The organism is Micromonospora sp. WMMD735 (genome assembly GCF_049178995.1).
Taxonomy (GTDB): domain Bacteria; phylum Actinomycetota; class Actinomycetes; order Mycobacteriales; family Micromonosporaceae; genus Micromonospora; species Micromonospora wenchangensis.
Genome location: NZ_JBMHMJ010000002.1, coordinates 1,599,741 through 1,616,983, shown reverse-complemented (window position 1 = coordinate 1,616,983; position 17,243 = coordinate 1,599,741). Strand labels below are relative to the sequence as shown.

Annotated in this window: 15 protein-coding genes; 11 read left to right on the top strand and 4 right to left on the bottom strand. The window is 73.7% G+C overall.

Annotated elements, in window-relative coordinates; genetic code table 11:
- Positions 1-2 precede the first annotated feature (2 nt).
- Genes ACN268_RS07120 through ACN268_RS07105 form a run of 4 tightly spaced genes read left to right on the top strand, consistent with a single transcriptional unit; the run spans position 3 to position 4,096 of the window.
- Positions 3-800 carry a DUF3050 domain-containing protein gene (locus ACN268_RS07120; protein ID WP_421482336.1) on the top strand — a complete coding sequence of 266 codons (798 nt, stop codon included), beginning with the start codon at positions 3-5 and terminating at the stop codon, positions 798-800.
- Positions 797-1,765 (top strand): thiamine pyrophosphate-dependent dehydrogenase E1 component subunit alpha, encoded by a 969-nt coding sequence (locus ACN268_RS07115; protein WP_421482335.1) that lies wholly within the window; start codon positions 797-799, stop codon positions 1,763-1,765. The genes ACN268_RS07120 and ACN268_RS07115 overlap by 4 nt, the downstream gene beginning before the upstream one ends.
- A 1-nt stretch (position 1,766) precedes the next feature.
- A complete protein-coding gene (locus ACN268_RS07110) occupies positions 1,767-2,741 on the top strand; it encodes an alpha-ketoacid dehydrogenase subunit beta (RefSeq protein ID WP_208566502.1) in 975 nt (324 codons plus the stop codon).
- Positions 2,738-4,096 (top strand): hypothetical protein, encoded by a 1,359-nt coding sequence (locus tag ACN268_RS07105; protein WP_421482334.1) that lies wholly within the window; start codon positions 2,738-2,740, stop codon positions 4,094-4,096. Before ACN268_RS07110 ends, ACN268_RS07105 begins: the two co-directional genes overlap by 4 nt.
- Before the next feature lie 177 nt (positions 4,097-4,273).
- Here ACN268_RS07105 and ACN268_RS07100 read toward each other — a convergent pair whose 3' ends face one another.
- Both ACN268_RS07100 and ACN268_RS07095 read right to left on the bottom strand, forming a co-directional pair.
- On the bottom strand, positions 4,274-4,957 hold the full coding sequence (locus ACN268_RS07100) for an SGNH/GDSL hydrolase family protein (protein ID WP_363653713.1): 684 nt from the start codon (positions 4,955-4,957) through the stop codon (positions 4,274-4,276).
- Between the two features lie 209 nt (positions 4,958-5,166).
- Complete coding sequence (locus tag ACN268_RS07095) at positions 5,167-6,522, bottom strand: BTAD domain-containing putative transcriptional regulator (RefSeq protein WP_421482333.1); 1,356 nt, start codon at positions 6,520-6,522, stop codon at positions 5,167-5,169.
- A gap of 318 nt (positions 6,523-6,840) precedes the next feature.
- Here ACN268_RS07095 and ACN268_RS07090 point away from each other — a divergent pair, with 318 nt between their 5' ends.
- Positions 6,841-7,365 (top strand): hypothetical protein, encoded by a 525-nt coding sequence (locus ACN268_RS07090; protein ID WP_421482332.1) that lies wholly within the window; start codon positions 6,841-6,843, stop codon positions 7,363-7,365.
- Positions 7,366-7,394: 29 nt separating this feature from the next.
- On the opposite strand, the gene ACN268_RS07085 is transcribed toward ACN268_RS07090, so the two are convergent.
- Both ACN268_RS07085 and ACN268_RS07080 read right to left on the bottom strand, forming a co-directional pair.
- On the bottom strand, positions 7,395-8,603 hold the full coding sequence (locus ACN268_RS07085) for an MFS transporter (RefSeq protein WP_421486833.1): 1,209 nt from the start codon (positions 8,601-8,603) through the stop codon (positions 7,395-7,397).
- Positions 8,604-8,857: 254 nt separating this feature from the next.
- Positions 8,858-10,411, bottom strand: a complete 1,554-nt coding sequence (locus ACN268_RS07080; RefSeq protein ID WP_421482331.1) for a class I adenylate-forming enzyme family protein — start codon at positions 10,409-10,411, stop codon at positions 8,858-8,860.
- A gap of 357 nt (positions 10,412-10,768) precedes the next feature.
- On the opposite strand from ACN268_RS07080, the gene ACN268_RS07075 reads away from it, so the two are divergent.
- The 6 genes from ACN268_RS07075 (at position 10,769) to ACN268_RS07050 (ending at position 17,208) form a co-directional block, all read left to right on the top strand.
- On the top strand, positions 10,769-12,055 hold the full coding sequence (locus tag ACN268_RS07075) for an SGNH/GDSL hydrolase family protein (RefSeq protein WP_421486832.1): 1,287 nt from the start codon (positions 10,769-10,771) through the stop codon (positions 12,053-12,055).
- A gap of 61 nt (positions 12,056-12,116) precedes the next feature.
- Positions 12,117-13,337, top strand: coding sequence for a cytochrome P450 (locus ACN268_RS07070; protein WP_421486831.1), 1,221 nt, complete (start codon positions 12,117-12,119; stop codon positions 13,335-13,337).
- A gap of 12 nt (positions 13,338-13,349) precedes the next feature.
- On the top strand, positions 13,350-14,333 hold the full coding sequence (locus ACN268_RS07065) for an alpha/beta hydrolase (RefSeq protein WP_421482330.1): 984 nt from the start codon (positions 13,350-13,352) through the stop codon (positions 14,331-14,333).
- Positions 14,334-14,452: 119 nt separating this feature from the next.
- Positions 14,453-15,520 carry an alpha-hydroxy acid oxidase gene (locus ACN268_RS07060; protein ID WP_421486830.1) on the top strand — a complete coding sequence of 356 codons (1,068 nt, stop codon included), beginning with the start codon at positions 14,453-14,455 and terminating at the stop codon, positions 15,518-15,520.
- 4 nt (positions 15,521-15,524) lie between these two features.
- A complete protein-coding gene (locus ACN268_RS07055; protein ID WP_421482329.1) occupies positions 15,525-16,844 on the top strand; it encodes a PLP-dependent aminotransferase family protein in 1,320 nt (439 codons plus the stop codon).
- Positions 16,845-16,956: 112 nt separating this feature from the next.
- Positions 16,957-17,208, top strand: a complete 252-nt coding sequence (locus ACN268_RS07050; protein WP_088646644.1) for a hypothetical protein — start codon at positions 16,957-16,959, stop codon at positions 17,206-17,208.
- Positions 17,209-17,243: the final 35 nt, after the last annotated feature.

Sequence of the window (17,243 nt, the reverse complement as noted above, 5' to 3'; positions counted from 1 at the left end):
ACATGTCACGGTACGACTGGGGCAAGACACACCCGGGCATCGAGCGGTTGGAGCAGGCGGTGACCGACCGCCGCGACGTGGTGGTCAAGCACCCCCTCTACGCCAACCTGGACACCCACGAGGCGCTGGTCACCTTCATGGAGCACCACGTCTTCGCGGTCTGGGACTTCATGTCCCTGCTGAAGTCGCTGCAGCGGCAGCTGACCTGCGTGACGGTGCCGTGGATCCCCACCGGGCCGACCGGCAGCCGCCGGCTGATCAACGACATCGTCATGGTCGAGGAGAGCGACGAACTCGGCGAGGGCTACATCAGCCACTTCGAGCTGTACGTGCGGGGGATGGGCGAGGCGGGCGCGGACACCACCGCCGTCGACCGGCTGGTCGACCTGTTGCGCGGCGGCACGTCGGTGACCGACGCACTGGTCGAGGCCGGGGTGCCCGAGGCGTCGCGGGCCTTCGCCGCCACCACCTGGAAGATCATCGAGTCGACCCCGGTGCACTGCCAGGCCGCCGCGTTCGCCTTCGGTCGGGAGGACCTGATCCCCGACATGTTCACCCAGGTCGTCGCGGTCAACGAGCGCAGCAACCGGCTGCACACCTTCGTCGACTACCTGGAGCGGCACATCGAGGTCGACGGCGAGCAGCACACCCCGATGGCGATGCAGATGCTCGCCGACCTGTGCGGCGACGACGACGTCAAGTGGCAGGAGTGCGCCGACACGGTCAACCTGGCGCTGGCCGCCCGTGCCCAGCTCTGGGACGACATCCTCGCCGCCGTCAAGGAGGGCCGCGACCGGTGACCGACGCCGACCCGGCCCGGCTCTACCGCACCGTACGGCTCATCCGCCGGTTCGAGGAGCGGGCCATCGCCCTGGTCCGCTCCGGGCACATCGTCGGCGGCATCCACCCCTACCTCGGTCAGGAGGGGATCGCCGCCGGCGTGTGCGCCGCGCTCGACGCGGGGGACCTGGTCACCGGCACCCACCGGGGGCACGGCCACGTGCTCGCCAAGGGTGCCGACCCGGCCCGGATGATGGCCGAACTGTGCGGCCGGGAAACCGGACTGAACCGGGGCCGGGGCGGCTCGATGCACGCCGCGGACCTCTCCCTCGGGGTGCTCGGCGCCAACGCGATCGTCGGGGCGTCCCCGGCGATCCTCACCGGCGCGGTGTGGGCCCACCGGCAGCGCGGGAACCCCGTGCTGGGGGCGAGCTTCTTCGGTGACGGTGCCGTCAACGAGGGGATGCTGCTGGAGGCGTTCAACCTGGCCGCGCTCTGGCGGGTGCCGGTGCTGCTGGTCTGCGAGAACAACGGCTACGCCACCACCATGCCGGTGGCCGGTGCGGTCGCCGGCACCATCACCGGGCGGGCCGAGGCGTTCGGCATCCGGGCCACCGTCGTCGACGGGCAGGACCCGGAGGCGGTCCGGCAGGTCACCGCCGCCGCCGTCGCGCGGATGCGCGACGGCGGCGGGCCGGAGCTGGTCGAGGCCCGCACCTACCGGTTCGACGCCCACCACACCTTCGAACACGCGGTACGCCTGCAGTACCGCACACCGCAGGAGGTGGCCGACGGCCGGTCCCGGGACCCGGTGGAGATCCAGGGTGCCCGGCTGTCCCCGGCCGACCGGGAGACGGTCGACGCCGAGGTGGAGGCGACCCTCGACGCGGCCGTCGCGTTCGCCCTGGCCGGCCCCGAACCGGACCCGGCCGGTGCGCTGGACCACCTGTACGCCAGTGGGCTGACCGCCCGGGGAGGCTCCTGAGATGCCGCGGCTGTCGTACCGCAAGGCGCTGACCCGGGCGCTGACCGACGAGATGACCCGGGACGAGTCGGTGTTCCTGCTCGGCGAGGACATCCGGGTGGGCGCGTCCAACGTCACCCCGGGCCTGCTCAAGCGGTTCGGGCCGGACCGGGTGCTGGACACCCCGCTGTCGGAGCAGGCGTTCACCAGCTTCGCCACCGGGGCGGCGCTGGCCGGGCTGCGGCCGGTGGTGGAGTTCCAGATCCCGTCCCTGCTGTTCCTGGTCTTCGAGCAGATCGTCAACCACGCGCACAAGTTCCCGATGATGACCGGCGGGCAGTGCTCGGTGCCGGTCACCTACCTGGTGCCCGGCTCCGGTTCCCGCACCGGCTGGGCGGGGCAGCACTCCGACCACCCGTACTCGCTGTTCGCGCACGTCGGGATCGTCACCGTGGTGCCGGCCACCCCGGCCGACGCGTACGGGCTGCTGGCCTCGGCGATCCGGCACGACGACCCGGTGGTGGTCTTCGCCCCGGCCGCCGCGCTGGAGGTCCGCGACGACGTCGACTTCGCCACCCTCGCCCCGGTGCCGCTGGGGCGTGGGGTGGTCCGCCGGGCCGGCGACGACGTCACCGTGGTCGCCGTCGGGCACCTGGTGCACGACGCGCTGGCCGTCGCCGAGGAGTTGGCCGACCAGGTGTCGGTGGAGGTGTTCGACCCGCGCACGATCTACCCGTTCGACCTCGACGGCCTGCTCGACTCGGTGTCCCGCACCGGCCGGCTGGTGGTCGTCGACGACTCCAACCGGTCCTGCGGCATCGCCGCCGAGATCATCACCTCGGTGCTGGAGCGGGTGCCGCTGGTCGCGCCGCCGCGCCGGGTCACCCGGCCGGACGGCGCGGTGCTGCCCTTCGCGCCGGTGCTCGACCGGGCCGTTCAGCCGGGCCGGGAGCAACTCACCGCCGCCATCCAACTGACCATGAAGGACAGATCATGACCGATCCGAACTACCCCTGGCCCGAGCCCGGTCAGGCGTGGCGCGAGCTGCCGGAGACGGCCCGTACGGCGATGGTGTCCAGCGGGGCCGCCGCCTGGCGGGAGATCTTCTACGGTTGCGCGACGTACAACAAGCAGTGGCGGCTGGCCCGGCCCCCGGTCATGCCGGCGGACGCGTTCCGCGAGCTGAACGAGGTCTGCGACCGGATCGCCCAGCTCATCCTGGACGCCTGCCGGCGGCGGGCCCGCACCGCCGGGGAACTGCGCGGGCTGCTCGGGGTGCCCGAGGGGGCGACCCGGCTGCTCGACGAGTCCGAGGAGCTGTCCGAGGAGCTGCTCGCCGCCTACCGGCCCGACGTGCTGATCTCCGGTGGGGTGCCGAGAATCGTCGAGTACAACATCGACAGCAGCCTGGGCGGCGGTTTCGACGCCGACACGGTGGTCCGCCGGTACGCGGCGCTCTACCGGGAGCAGGGCATCCTCGACGGGCTGCCGGTGCGGCCGGCCCCGTCCCTGCTGGACCAGCGGTTCGTGGCGATCCGCGACGGGCTGTCCCTGCCCGACGGGGCCCGGGTGGCGCTGCTGCTCGACTTCGACGCCGACTACCCCGGCCTGGAGACCCCTGACGACTTCATCAAGATCCTCTCTCCGCTGGTCGACCAGGCCCGCCGGTTCGGCATCGACCTGGTGATCGCCCCGGTCAGCGCGGCCACCCTGGACGACGCGAAGCGGCTGGTCGTCGGCGGCGCGCCGGTCGACGCGCTGTTCCGCCTCTTCGTGCCCAACCGGGTCACCCCGAGCAGCGGCCTGGACGCGGTGGCCGGGGCGCTGCACGCCGGCACCCTGCCGATGTTCGTCAGCACCGCCGCCTGGCTGCTCGGCAACAAGATCAACTTTGCCTGGCTCTACGAGGACCTGGACCTGCTCTCCGCCGACGACCAGGCCCTGATCCGCCGGTACGTGCCGCACACCGTGGCGTTCACCGCCGCCGAACTGGACCGGGCCCTGGCCGACCGGGAGAACCTGGTGGTCAAGCCGGCCGACGGCTCGGCCGGCCACGGGGTGCTCATCGGCCGCGAGATGGGCGACGCGGAGTGGGCCGAGGGCCTGCGCGCCGCCCTCGACCGGGGTGGCGACATCCTGCAGCGGTACTGGCCCGCCGACCGGGTGGAGATGGACTTCGTCCAGATCGAGACCGGCGAGACGGTCACCGCCGAGGTGCCCTACAGCATCGCCCCGTACCTGTTCGGCCGTACCGGCTCGGGGGCGCTGGCCCGGGTCGGCTTCCCCGGCTGCGACGAGGTCCTCAACCTGGCCCGGGGCGTCCTGCTCACCGGCATCCTCCTCACCGACTGACCCCGCCCCGCCCCGCCCTCCCGCCCCCGCCTCCCGCCCGCCCCGCCCCGGTGATCAAGAGGTTCGCGTCAACATTCCGCTGGCGGATGACGCGAACCTCTTGATCACCCGGCTCCGGCCGGGTGGCCGGCCTGCCGGCCGGGCGGGCGGGCGCAGGACCGGCCGGTGGGGTGGGTGTCAGGGGTGGTTGCCGAGGTGGACGCCGAGGCGGCGGATGGTCTCGGCGGCGGCGATGGCGTCGCTGCGGGCGCTGCCGTGCCGGCCGTCGCTGCTGTACATCGACGGGTCGGTGCCGGCCGGATGATCGGTCAGGTGCACGTGCAGCGCCCCCAACCGGTCGGCCAGCCGGCCGGTACGCGAGGAGAGCAGCCGCATCCGGGCGCCCAGTCCGGGCCGCAGCGCCGCCGGGACCGCCGGGCTGTGCGACACGTCGAACATGCCCACTGTGATCACGTCGGCCCCGGCGTCGCGCAGTGCCCCGACGATCGCGGTCAACTCGGTGTCCACCGCGTCCGGGTCGAACGCCGTCCGGAAGGCGTCGTTGCCGCCGCAGACCACCAGCGCCAGATCGGGGGAGAAGGCCAACGCCCGATCGAGCTGCCCGGCCCGGACCTGTTGCGCCCGCAGCCCGCGCCGACCCAGGTTCAGGTACGCCAAGCCGGGCCGTACCGCCGACAGTTCGGCGGCGATCCGGTCGGCCCACTGCACGTCCGGGTAGCCCTCGACCGGCTCGCACATGCCCTCGGCGACGCTGTCGCCGACCACCACGAACCGGTGCCACGGATGGTCACGGAGCAGCGCGGCACTCTCCCCCTCGCGCAGGCAGTACGGATCGGTGGCCTCGGTCAACGTCGATGACATGGCCGGGAATGTAGCCGACCGTGCGGATGTCGTCGATCACACCGACCCCTCGGATCGCCTGGTGGTCGTCCAGCTGCGCCGACCAGCGCCGGCACCGCATCGGCCGGGATCCCCGCCGTCGCCTCCCACGACGATCCACGCTGGTGCGGACCCGGGTGTCCGGCAACGCAGTGGCGACGCGGATGACACCAGCGCCGACCCGGGGCGTCTCAGCTGCCCCGGCAGGGCGCCTCGGCGGCCGTCCGGCCACAGGTGGCCAGGCTGCACCAGCGCCGCATCCCGGTGTCGTCGAGAAAGAGCCATCCGCAGCGTGGGTCCGGGCAGGCCCGGACGGTGAGCCGGCGCGGATCGGCGAGCAGTTCCGCGGCGCTCCACGCCGCCGCGTGCACCGGCAGTCGCAACCCGGTCGCCGGACCGGGCCACCACCGTCCCCGTCCGTCGGTCTCCCGGCGGAACACCAGCGTCCGGGCGGCCTGCTCGGCGTACCGGGCCACCGCGTCGAAGGCCGGTCCGTCGGCCGGGTCGGTGAGGCAGGCGTACAGCCGGGCCCGCAGCGTACGCACCTCGTCCAGGACCACCGCCGCGCCGGCCGGATCACGGCGGCCCAGCTCGATCAGCCGGCCCACGGTCGGGTCGTCGACCAGGCCGGCGTGCCCGGTCCACACCGCGAGCGTGCGGTAGCCGCGCAGCCATTCGGCCCCCGGCACCGGCGGTTCGTGTCGCCAACCGGCGAACGTGTTGCAGAGCTCCAGCGCCGGGTGCCCGCCGACGCCCCACGGCAACGCCTCGCCGCGCACCCGTACCTCGTAGACCGGCCGGTCCGCCCGGTCCAGCCGGTGGTCGGCCCGGAGGATTCCCCGGTGCACCTCCCGCAGCCGGACCCCCGGTTCGACCCCGATCTCCTCGACCAGGGTGCGCCGGGTGTGCCGGTACAGCACCAACGCGTCCGTCTGTCGGCCACCGCGGTACAGCGCGGTCATCAACGTCGCCACCAGTTCCTCCCGGCTCGGATGCCGGGCCACCAGCGGGGTCAGCTCGATGACCACCCGGGTGTGCTGGCCGAGCGCGAGCCGGGCCGCCGCCCGCAGTTCGACGCCGGTCAGCCGCAGGTCCTCGATCGGACCGGCCAGCCGGTCGCGTAGCTCGTCGTCGGCGGTGTCGGCGAGCAACGGCCCGTGCGGCAGGGCCAGCGCCCGGTCGAGCAGTCGCACCCGCTCGGCCGGGTCGGTGCTGCCACCTGCCCGGTGCACCAACCGGGCGAGTTCGGCCACGTCCACGGTGTGCCCGTCGTCGTGCACCAGGTAGCCGTCACCGCCGGTGGCGATCCGCACCCGGTACGGCCTCAGCGCGGCCCGCAACCGTCCGATGTAGGTGTGCACCGCGCTGCGGGCCGAGGCCGGCGGCCGGTCCGGCCAGAGCAGGTCGATGAGGCGGTCGGTGCCGACCAGGTGTCCCACGTCGAGCAGGAGCAGCCCGAGGAGGCACCGCTCCTGGCGGCGGACCCCGAGATCGACGACGATGCCCTCCTGGCGGGCCTGGAACGGGCCGAGCAGACGGAACTCCATGCCGCTGAGACCACCTGGCCGGCCCGATCGGTTGCCGCCGCCGTGGTCACCGACGCCCGGGACGACCACCGGTCACGGATCGTCCCCGGTGTTCCCGCCGTCGGCGTCGGCGACGTCGCCCGCCATCCGCGCACCGGGAGCGGTTCGGTGATCGTCCGGCTCGTCGGGGCAACCGTGGACGGTGTCCGGTGAGCCGGTGGTCAGCGGCCCGGCAGAAGGGGATCGTGCTCCTCCGCCGCCCCTGCCGGACAGGTCAGCCGGTGGTGAGGACGGCCGGTGACCCTGGACCGGACGACGACGAGGAGAACGGGAGTGCCCATGCGCTGGACGACGAGACTCGGTGCCGCCCTGACCGCGGTGACGCTGGCGGGGACCGTGCCGACCGCTGCGGCGGCGGCCGGCGGTCGCCCCACCGGGGGCTGGGTGCCGGCCCCCCAGGAGGAGTTCACCCTGCCGGCCGGGGCCCGCTGCGCGTTCGGCATCCGGGTGGCGGCCGAGGTCGACGAGGTCCGCAAGCTGGTGCTGACGACCGACCCGGACGGTTCGCCACGCCGGGAGCTGTACACCGGCGCGCTGATCGAGACGGTGACCAACACCGACACCGGGGCCGTCACCCGGGTGGACGCCAGCGGCACCTCCCTGGTCAGCTACGCCGTCGACGGCGCGATGACCTGGTACGTGACCGGCCCGGTGCTGCTCGGGTTCCGGGACGACGCCGGCTCGTTGCCGAAGGGGTTGTGGCTGATCGACGGTCAGTTCGTCGTCCGGTTCACCGCCGACTACGACAAGACCGTCACCATGCTGCACGGCACCACCCACAACGTCTGCGACGACCTGGACTGACGGTGGGGCTGGCCGTGGCGACCTGACCGTCAGACCTTGTCGACGGCCGTCGGTGGGGGTGCCGGCCGGCCCATCCGCAACGGCCCGGCGACCAGCGGTGTCACGGTCAGCACCGCGCACACCACCGCCATCACCAGCAGCGCCGGTCGCAGCCCGAGGGCCGCCACCGACCAGCCGCCGACCAGCGCCCCCACCGGCAACCCGACGAACGCCAGCGAGCCGGAGATCCCCAGCACCCGGGTCTGCAACGCGTCCGGTACCCGTTCGTAGAGGGCCGCGCCGAGCAGCGGGTTGACCGCCGCGATGCCGATCCCGGACAGGAACGTCACCACCAGCACCACCACCAGGTGGTCGGTCAGCGCGAGCACCAGCAGCCGGGGCGCACCGCTCAGCGCCGCCCCGGCCGCGAAGATCAGGGTCCGGGGCAGCCGGGGGCCGAGCATCGTGAAGACCACGTTGCCGAGCAGCGCGCCACCGCCGAACACCCCGAGCACCAGCCCGAACCCGGCCGGGTCGCCGAACTCGTCGCGGACCCACAGCGGCACCCACACGGCCGTGTTGGCGGCGGCGAACATGTTCAACGCGGAGACCACCACCAGCATGGTCAGCAGCACCCGGTCGGTGCGCAGGTAGCCGAAGCCGGTGCGCAACGCCTGGAAGTAGCCCTCCCGGGGCGCGGCGGGCGCGCCGCTCACGGGCGGGCGTACCAGCATCCCGACCAGCAGCGCGCAGACCGCGAAGGTGCCCGCGTCGATCCAGATCGCCCGGGTCACCCCGACCCAGTCGATGAGCAGACCGCCGATGACCGTGCCGAACAGCGCCACCCCGCGCGCCAGCCCGTCGTAGGCGGAGGTGAGGCGGATCAGCTCCACCCCGGCGCGCTGCGCGGCGGGCCGGAACATGACGTGCTTGACCCGGTCGCCGATGCCACGCAGTCCGCCGGCCACCGCGACGAGGGCGACTAGGGCCCCGAAACCGAGCCACGGGGCCAGCGCCACCACCGCGATCACGGCTGCGCTCGCCGCGTCCACCGTGATCGAGGTACGCCGGACCCCGAACCGGTCCGCCCACGGCGTCGCCAACGAGCTGGACAGCATGTACGGCAGGAACTCGGCCGCCGCGACGATGCCCATCTTGGCCGGGCTGCCGGTGGTGGTGAGCACCAGCCAGGGGATCGCGATCACCGAGATCCGGCTGCCCAGGTTGGAGATCAGGTCGGCGGCGACCAGGGTGACCAGTTCCCGCCGGGCGGCCCGCCGCTCGGGACCCGGCGGTGCGGCGAGCGACCCGCCTTCACCTGCCCCGGCACCTCCCGCTCCGGTGTCACCCGAAGCGGCGTCGGCCTGACCGGCGGCCGGTCCGGCACCGGGCGGGCCGCCGGCCGGCTGCCGGCCGGACACCCCGCCGGGAGCCCCGGTGGCGGCGTCGGGGCCGTCGGCCGGCCACCCGTCGGCGCCGGTGGCTGTCCGGGGGCCGGTGTCGGCGTCGGCGGTCACGACGGGCTGCCGACCGGATCGGCGGCAGCGCCGGCGGCGTACCGTTCGCGCAGCGCCCGCTTGTCCACCTTCGCCGACCGGTTCAGTGGCAGCGCGTCGACGAACTCCACCGCACCCGGCGCCCAGGTGTCGCTCAGTTCGGTGGTGACCAGGTCGATCAGCTCCGCCCCGGTCACCGTCGCCCCCGGCGTCGGCACCACGTACGCGTACGGCAGCTCCCCGGCGACCGGGTCGGGCACCCCGATCACCGCCGCCGCGCGGACCTGCGGATGCCCGGCGAGGACGTCCTCGATCGGCCGGGAGTAGATCGGCCAGCTGCGCTGCCGGGTGAGGATGCGGTCCTGCAACCGGTCGACCAGGTAGAGGAACCCGTCGTCGTCGAGGTGGCCGATGTCGCGGGTGCGTACCCAGTCGTCGACGAGCGTGTCGGCGGTCAGCTCGGGCTGGCCGTGGTAGCCGTGGAAGCTCAGTTTCGTCCGCACCCACACCTCACCGTCGGTGCCGGCCGGCAGCACCCGCCCGTCGGCGTCGCGGATCTCCACCGTCACGTCCCCGTACGGCCGGCCGCAGGAACCCAGCCGCTCCGGGTGCGCCGGGTCCTCGGTCAGGCCGGGCTGGGCGCAGATCACCACCGCCTCGCTGAGGCCGTACACGATGCGCAGGCACGGGCCGAACCGGGCGATGGCCTGGCGCAGCCGGGCGGGTGCGGCGGGTCCCGCGCCCACGTTGAACATGAACATGGCGGAGAAGTCCGCGCCGGGCAGGGCCGGATGGTCGAGCACCTCGTAGAGCATCGGCGGGGTGACGAACGTGGAGGTGAGCCGCTCGGCGTCCACGGTGGCGATGAACGCGGCCGGGTCCCACTGCTGACGCAGGAAGAGCACCCCGCCGGTGAACAGGTTGAACAGGGTGGTGATCTGCCCGCTGGCCAGCCACATCGGCGAGTGCGACAGGTGCCGCAACAGCGGGAACCCGGCAGCGCGGAAATCCGCCGCCAGGGCCAGCACCTGCCGGTAGAAGCTCTCCCGGTGGTGCACCAGCTTCGGGGTGCCGGTGGTGCCGCTGGTCTGCAGGAACGACTCCGGCGTCGGCACCCGCGCGGGCAGCTCGACCGGCGGGGCGTCGGCGGTCAGCTCGATGCCCAGCCGCAGCACCGGCACCCCGGGCAGCGAGGCGGCGATCCGGTCGCCCAGCCCGTCCGGGGCGTACGCGTGGTGCACGAACACGTCGGGGCGGGCCAGCCGGACGAACTCGTCGATCTCCCGCCGGGAGGTGACCGGGGCGATCCACATGCTCCGGCAGCCGAGCAGGTGCAGGGCGAGCTGCAGCAGCGGGCCCTCCACCGCGTTGCCGAGCATCACCAGCACCGCCGCGCCGGGGCGTACCCCGTGGCTGGTCAGGGCGTACGCCAGCCCGCGTACCTCGGCGGCGACCTGCGGGTAGGTCAGCCGGCGGCCGTCGCCGACCAGGGCCTCCCGGTCGTCGAACCCGGCGAACAGCGCCAGCGCGTCGTGCACGTAGGTGGTGGATCGGTCGACCCCGTCGGTCATCGCACAGCCCCCAGCTCGATGCGGCGGGTCGCCGGCGGCCCGGTGGGACCCGCCGTGGCGACCGGCCGGGTTGGCGTCCGAGCAGGTCACAGCCCGGCCCGCGACGGGGGTGCGCGCCATGGGCGACCGCACCGCCGCCGCTAGCGAGCCTAGGCCGGTGGCCTCGCCCGGTGACAGAGCCGAACGGCGGGTGACCGGCCATCATGGACTTTTGATCATGTCTATCGGGTTGATTGACGCCTGTCAGACGTCGCGGCTAGGTTTCTGGACCATCGTCCGGGCGGTGCCGTCAATGGGCGCCGGCCCTGGGCGGCCCAACATGGAGGTTCAATGTCGACCCCGAAGAGATGGCAGGTCATAGCGTCCGCGGCCGTGTTGCTGGTCGTGGGCGCCCCGGCGGTGGTGGCCAGCGCCGGTCCGTCCGACTCCGACACCGGCGGGGCAGCCGCCCGGGCGCAGTGGGCGGGTACGTGGGCCGCGGCGGTCACCCGCGGCAACACCGTCGGGCTGACGAACACCGGCCTGAACAACCAGAGCATCCGGATGACCGTGCGCACCACCGTGGGTGGGGAGCGGCTGCGGGTCCGGCTGAGCAACCTCTACGGTGAGCAGGCGGTGCAGGTGGGGCACGCCACCGTCGCCCGCCCGAACACCGCCACCCTGACCGACCGGTCGGACATCCTGCCCGGCAGCGTGCGGGAGCTGAAGTTCGGCGGTTCCACCTCGGCGACCATGAACAAGGGTGCCGAACTGCTCAGCGACCCGTTGACCTACGCGGTCGGCGAGCAGGAGGACCTGGTCGTCACCCTGCACTTCCCGGTGCTCACCGGGCCGGTCACGTTCCACGGCCAGTCCAAGGTCACCACCTTCATCGGGGCGAACGACCTGACCACCGCGGCCGACGGCGCCGGCTTCACCATCCGCCCGGACTGCTGCTGGATGTTCCTGTCCGGCATCGACGTGCTGCGCCAGCAGAGCCCCGGCGCGGTGGTGGTGCTCAGCGACTCGATCGGTGACGCCAACGGCAGCACCGTCAACGCCAACAAGCGCTGGCCGGAACTGCTCGCCGGGCGGCTGGTCGCCGCCCGTCCCGAGGTGCGTACCCCGGGGGTGCTCAACCTGAGCCTGGCCGGCAACCGGCTCAACCACGAGGGCACCGAGCCCGGCGCGGGCGGCTTCCCCGGCTACTACGAGCTGGGTCCGAACGCGCTGGCCCGGCTCAACGAGGACGTCTTCCCGCAGACCGGCGTGAAGACCCTGGTGACCCACCTCGGCATCAACGACATCTGGATGTCCGACGACTCCGCCGACCGGATCATCGCCTCGCTGCGGCAGATCAACAAGCAGGCCAAGGCGCGCGGCCTGCGCAGCCTCGCGGTCACCCTCACCCCGTACGAGGGGCACGGCAACCCGGGGGTGTGGACGCCCGAGAAGGAGACCACCCGGCAGGCGGTGAACACCTGGCTGCGCGGCCCGGGAGCGGCCGAGTTCGACGGGCTGCTCGACTTCGACGCGGTGCTGCGCGACCCGGCCCAGCCGAGCCGGCTGCTGCCCGCGTACGACGCCGGTGACCACATCCACCCGAACGACGCCGGAAACCAGGCGTTGGCGGACGCCGTACCCCTTCGACTGCTCGGTCTGTGACACCGGTGGGGCGGCGGGGAGGACCCGTCGCCCCCCGGTCATTTCCTGGGGAGGAAGCACCATCGTGGACGTCGACGAGATCCTGTCCGGTCTCTACAGCGAGGCCGGCCGGCAGGACCCCTATCCGTGGTACGCGGCCCTGCACGAACACGGGCCGATCAGCGTCATCCCGAACCGTCCGGAGCACAGCACGGTCAGCGCCGTGGCCGTCGGCTACGACCTGGTCGACCAGGTGCTGCGCGACCCGGAGTGGTACAAGCAACCCCCACCGGGCTGGGAGGAGCAGGAGATCCTGCGGACCTTCCAGTCGTCGATGATGTTCGTCAACCCGCCCGACCACGGCCGGATGCGGGGCGTGTTCTCCCGTACCTTCACCCCGCGCCGGCTCGGCGCGCTGGAACCGGTGATCGTCCGGGTGGTCGACACCCTGCTGGACCGGATGGCCGACACCGGGGCCGACGGCTCCGAGATCGACTTCGTCGCGGACTTCGCCTACCCGGTGCCGGCACTGGTGATGGCCGAGTTCATCGGCCTGCCCGAGAGCGAGCTGGCCTGGTACCGGCAACGGGTCGACTGGATCGACGAGTTCCTCGACGTGGCCGGCAAGACCCCGCAGCGGCTGGCGCTGGCCAACCAGGCCGCCGAGGAGCTGCGGGCACTCTACCGGGACCTGATCGGGCACCGCCGCCGCCAGCCGGGTGAGGATCTGATCTCCGGTCTGGTCGAGGCGCTGGACTCCGGCGAGGTCGACCTGACCGAGGAGGAGTTGATCAGCAACCTGATCGTGCTGTTCAACGCCAGCTTCGTCACCACCGTCTACATGTTCAGCAACGGCCTGCCGGTGCTGCTGGAGCACCCCGACACGGTGGCCGCGCTGCCCGGCGACGAGACCCTGGCCCAGGGCTGCGTCGACGAGGTGCTGCGGCTGCAGAGCCCGGTGCACTTCCTGGCCCGCGCCGCGCCCCGGGACACCGTGCTGGGCGGCGTGCCGGTCGCCCGGGACGAGAACGTCCTGCTGATCATCGCCGGGGCCAACCGGGACCCGCACCGCTTCCCCGGGCCGGACCGGTTCGACCCGCGCCGCGACGGCCCCCCGTCGCTGGCCTTCGGCGTCGGCCCGCACTTCTGCCTCGGCGCGGCCGTGTCCCGCCTGGAGGGTCGGCTCGGCCTGCCCCGGCTCTTCGCGCGGTTCCCCCGGCTCGCGGTCAGCCAGCCGGCCGACTACAGCGGGAGCCTGTTCCTGCGCGGCATCGACAAGCTCTTCGTCACCACCGGCGGATAGGAGCCCCATCCCATGTCCCTCGACCCCCAGGTGGTGGCCTACCGGGCCGCGCGGGCCGCCGCCGGCACGCCACCGCTGTACACCCAGACCCTCGCCGAGGCCCGCGCCGCCGACCTGGCCGCGATCCGGGCCGGTGGTGGTGACGTCGAGCCGGTCCACGAGGTACGCGACACGACCGTCCCCGGCCCCGGCGGGGACCTGCGGGTCCGGGTGTACCGGCCGGCCGGCGACGGCCCGCTGCCCACCCTGGTCTACTTCTTCGGCGGTGGCTGGACGCTGGGCAGCGTGGAGACCGCCGACGGGATCTGCCGCCGGCTCGCCAACGCCACCCCCTGCCAGGTGGTGACGGTCGGCTACCGGCTCGCCCCGGAGCACCCGTTCCCGGCGGCCGTGCTGGACTGCCACGCCGCCACCCGGTGGTTGGCCGGGCACGCCGCCGAGTTGGGCGTGGACCCGGACCGGCTGGTGGTGGGCGGCGACAGCGCCGGGGGCAACCTGGCGGCGGCGGTGACCCTGCTGGCCCGCGCCGAGGGCGGCCCCCGGCTGGCCGGTCAGTTGCTGGTCTACCCGAACACCGACCAGCGGGCCGCCCCCCGCCCCGCCGCCGACCAGGATCCGCTGCTGTTCAACAGGCACTCCGTGGACTGGTACCGGGGTCACTACCTGGCCGACCCGGCGGACGCCACCGACCCGCTGGCCTCGCCGCTGCTCGCCGACGACCTGTCCGGCCTGCCGCCGGCCCTGGTGGTCACCGCCGAGCACGACCCGTTGCGCGACGAGGGACAGCGGTACGCGCAGCGGCTGCGGGAGTCCGGCGTGCCGGTGCGGGCCACCTGCTATCCCGGCATGATCCACGGGTTCTTCGCCATGCCCGGGGTCTTCGACGCCGGCCGGCGCGCCCAGGACGAGGCCGCCGCCTTCCTGCGGGAGGTCTTCGGGCTGCCCACCCCGCCGGCCGACGCCCCCGTCACCGCCACGGTGGGGGACGAGCGGTGACCGTGCTCCCCCCTCCCGCCGGCCCGCCGGCCACCGTCGGACCGGACGCCGGGCCGCCGGACACCGCGCCGCCGGCCACCGTCGGGACGGGTGGGGACGGCGACCGGCCGCCGGTCAGCCTGGCCGACTTCGCCGAGCTGGCCCGGCGGACGCTCCCGCCCGGCGTCTGGGACTTCGTCGGCGGGGGCAGCGGGGTGGAGACCACGCTGGCCGCCAACCGGGCCGCCCTCGACCGGGTCGCCGTGCTGCCCCGGGTGCTGACCGGGGTGGAACGCCCGCGCACCCACGCGCCGCTGCTCGGCCGCGATCAGGCGATGCCGGTGGCGGTCGCGCCGATGGCGTACCAGCGGTTGCTGCACCCGGACGGCGAGCCGGCGCTGGCGGCGGCGGCCGGCGCGGCCGGGGTGCCCTACGTGCTGAGCACGCTGAGCAGCACCCCGGTCGAGGAGGTCACCGCCGCCACCGCCGGGCCGGTCTGGTTCCAGCTCTACTGGCTGCGTGACCGGGGGCTGGTCGCCGACCTGCTCGACCGGGCGCACACCGCCGGCTGTGCGGCGTTGATGGTCACCGTCGACGTGCCGGTGCTCGGCCGGCGGCTACGCGACGTGCGCAACGGCTTCGCGTTGCCGCCGGAGGTGACCGCCGCCAACCTGCCCGCCGGCCGGGACGACCTGGCCCATGCCGGCACCCCCGGCGTGTCGGCCATCGCCGCGCACACCGAGGCCGTCTTCGCTCCCGCCCTGACCTGGGCGGATCTGGCCTGGCTGCGGGAGCGCACCCGGCTGCCGCTGCTGGTCAAGGGGGTCCTCGACCCGCGTGACGCGGTCCGCGCCGCCGACGTCGGGGTGGACGCCGTGGTGGTCTCCAACCACGGCGGCCGGCAGCTCGACGGGGCGCCGGCCACCGCGACCATGCTGCCCGAGGTGGTCGCGGCCGTCGGCGAGCGGATCGAGGTGCTGCTGGACAGCGGGGTGCGGTCCGGCACGGACGTGCTGCGCGCGCTCGCCCTCGGCGCGTCCGGGGTGCTGCTGGGCCGCCCGATGCTGTGGGCGCTGGCGGCCGGCGGGCGGGCCGGCGCGCAGGCCGCTCTCGACCTGCTCGCCGTCGAGTTGCGCGACGCGTTGACCCTGACCGGCTGTGCCGACCCGGCGCAGGCCCGGCGGCTGCGTACCCTGACCGGAGGCTGACCCGTTGGAGCATCTGGTGGACCTGGACCTGGCGACCCTGCACCCGGCGGTCGACGACCCGGCGCTGAACTCGATGAACTTCCTCAACGAGGTGTCCCAGCACTGGCCCGACGCGGTGTCGCTGGCGGCCGGGCGGCCCTACGAGGAGTTCTTCGACGACGACGCGCCGGGGCGCTGGCTGGACCGGTTCCGCCGGCACCTCGCCGACGACCTCGGGCAGACGCCCGAGCAGGTCCGTCGCACCCTGTTCCAGTACGGCCGGACCAAGGGGATCATCCACCACCTGATCGCCCGCAACCTCGCCGTCGACGAGGACGTCCACGTCGACGACGAGGCGGTGGTGGTGACCGTCGGCTGCCAGGAGGCGATGCTGCTGGTGCTGCGGGCGTTGCGGGCCGGCCCGACCGACGTGCTGCTCGCCGTGGCCCCGACGTACGTGGGGTTGACCGGGGCGGCCCGGCTGGTGGACCTGCCGGTGCGGCCGGTGGCCGGTGGTCCGGCCGGGGTGGACCTGGCCGACCTGCGGGCGCAGGCGCACCGGGCCCGGGACGAGGGGTTACGGCCCCGGGCCTGCTACGTGATGCCCGACTTCGCCAACCCCTCCGGCACCAGCATCGGCCTGGCCGACCGGCAACGGCTGCTCGACCTGGCCGCCGAGGAGGACCTGCTGCTCATCGAGGACAACCCGTACGGGCTGTTCCCGGCGGGGGACGCCGACCGGGTGCCGACGCTCAAGGCGTTGGACACCCGACGGCGGGTGGTCTATCTCGGCTCGTTCGCCAAGACGGTGCTGCCCGGGGCGCGGATCGGCTACCTGGTGGCCGACCAGCGGGTCGGTGGGGTCGACGGTGCGGTGGGGTTGTTCGCCGACCAGCTCGCCAAGATCAAGAGCATGGTCTCGGTGAACACGTCGCCGCTGGCCCAGGCCGTCATCGGTGGGGCGCTGCTGGAGCACGGCTGTTCGCTGGTCGCCGCGAACCGGCGGGAACGGGCGGCGTACACCCGCAACCGGGACCATCTCCTCGCCGGCCTGCGGCGGCGTTTCCCGGCCGGGTCGCCGGTGCGCTGGAACTCCCCGGCCGGGGGGTTCTTCGTCGTGGTCACCGTCCCCTTCCCGGTGGACGACGCGCTGCTGCGCCGTTCCGCCGAGCGGTACGGGGTGCTCTGGACCCCGATGGCGCACTTCTACGACGACGGCCGCCCGGTCGACGCGTTGCGGCTGTCGGTCAGCGCCGTCACCCCGGCGCAGATCGACCTCGGTCTGGACCGGCTGGCCGCACTGATCACCGACGAGTTGACCCGTACCGCGGTCCCGGCCGGCTGACCGCCGCGTCCGCGGGCGGTGTCTGTCCGGTGGCACCCGACCCCCACCCGGTGTCGCCGAACCGCCACCCCCCGTGCTGTGCGGCGGTCGGGGCGGTGGCCATAATGGACGCATGGTCGCTTGGGAGTACGCCCTGTTGGTCCGCCGCTACCAGGGACAGGGACGCCAGTTCCACGTCTCGTTCGTCTGGTACGGCCCGGACGGCTCACGCACCGACGTCACGGCGTACGGCGACACCGCGATCGCCCACCTCAACCGGGTCGGCCGGGAAGGCTGGGAGCTGGTCTCCGCCGCCGAGGACGTCAACAACATCCAGGGCAGCACCGAGGTCCACCGCTACCACCTCAAGCGTCCCCTCACCTGATCCCGGCACCCGTCGGCTCCCCGTCGGTCGGGGGG

Coding starts and splice junctions, on each gene's coding strand:
- ACN268_RS07120 (WP_421482336.1), top strand. CDS start 3: ATGTCACGGTACGACTGGGGCAAGACACACCCGGGCATCGAGCGGTTG.
- ACN268_RS07110 (WP_208566502.1), top strand. CDS start 1,767: ATGCCGCGGCTGTCGTACCGCAAGGCGCTGACCCGGGCGCTGACCGAC.
- ACN268_RS07105 (WP_421482334.1), top strand. CDS start 2,738: ATGACCGATCCGAACTACCCCTGGCCCGAGCCCGGTCAGGCGTGGCGC.
- ACN268_RS07100 (WP_363653713.1), bottom strand. CDS start 4,957: ATGTCATCGACGTTGACCGAGGCCACCGATCCGTACTGCCTGCGCGAG.
- ACN268_RS07095 (WP_421482333.1), bottom strand. CDS start 6,522: ATGGAGTTCCGTCTGCTCGGCCCGTTCCAGGCCCGCCAGGAGGGCATC.
- ACN268_RS07090 (WP_421482332.1), top strand. CDS start 6,841: ATGCGCTGGACGACGAGACTCGGTGCCGCCCTGACCGCGGTGACGCTG.
- ACN268_RS07080 (WP_421482331.1), bottom strand. CDS start 10,411: ATGACCGACGGGGTCGACCGATCCACCACCTACGTGCACGACGCGCTG.
- ACN268_RS07065 (WP_421482330.1), top strand. CDS start 13,350: ATGTCCCTCGACCCCCAGGTGGTGGCCTACCGGGCCGCGCGGGCCGCC.
- ACN268_RS07050 (WP_088646644.1), top strand. CDS start 16,957: ATGGTCGCTTGGGAGTACGCCCTGTTGGTCCGCCGCTACCAGGGACAG.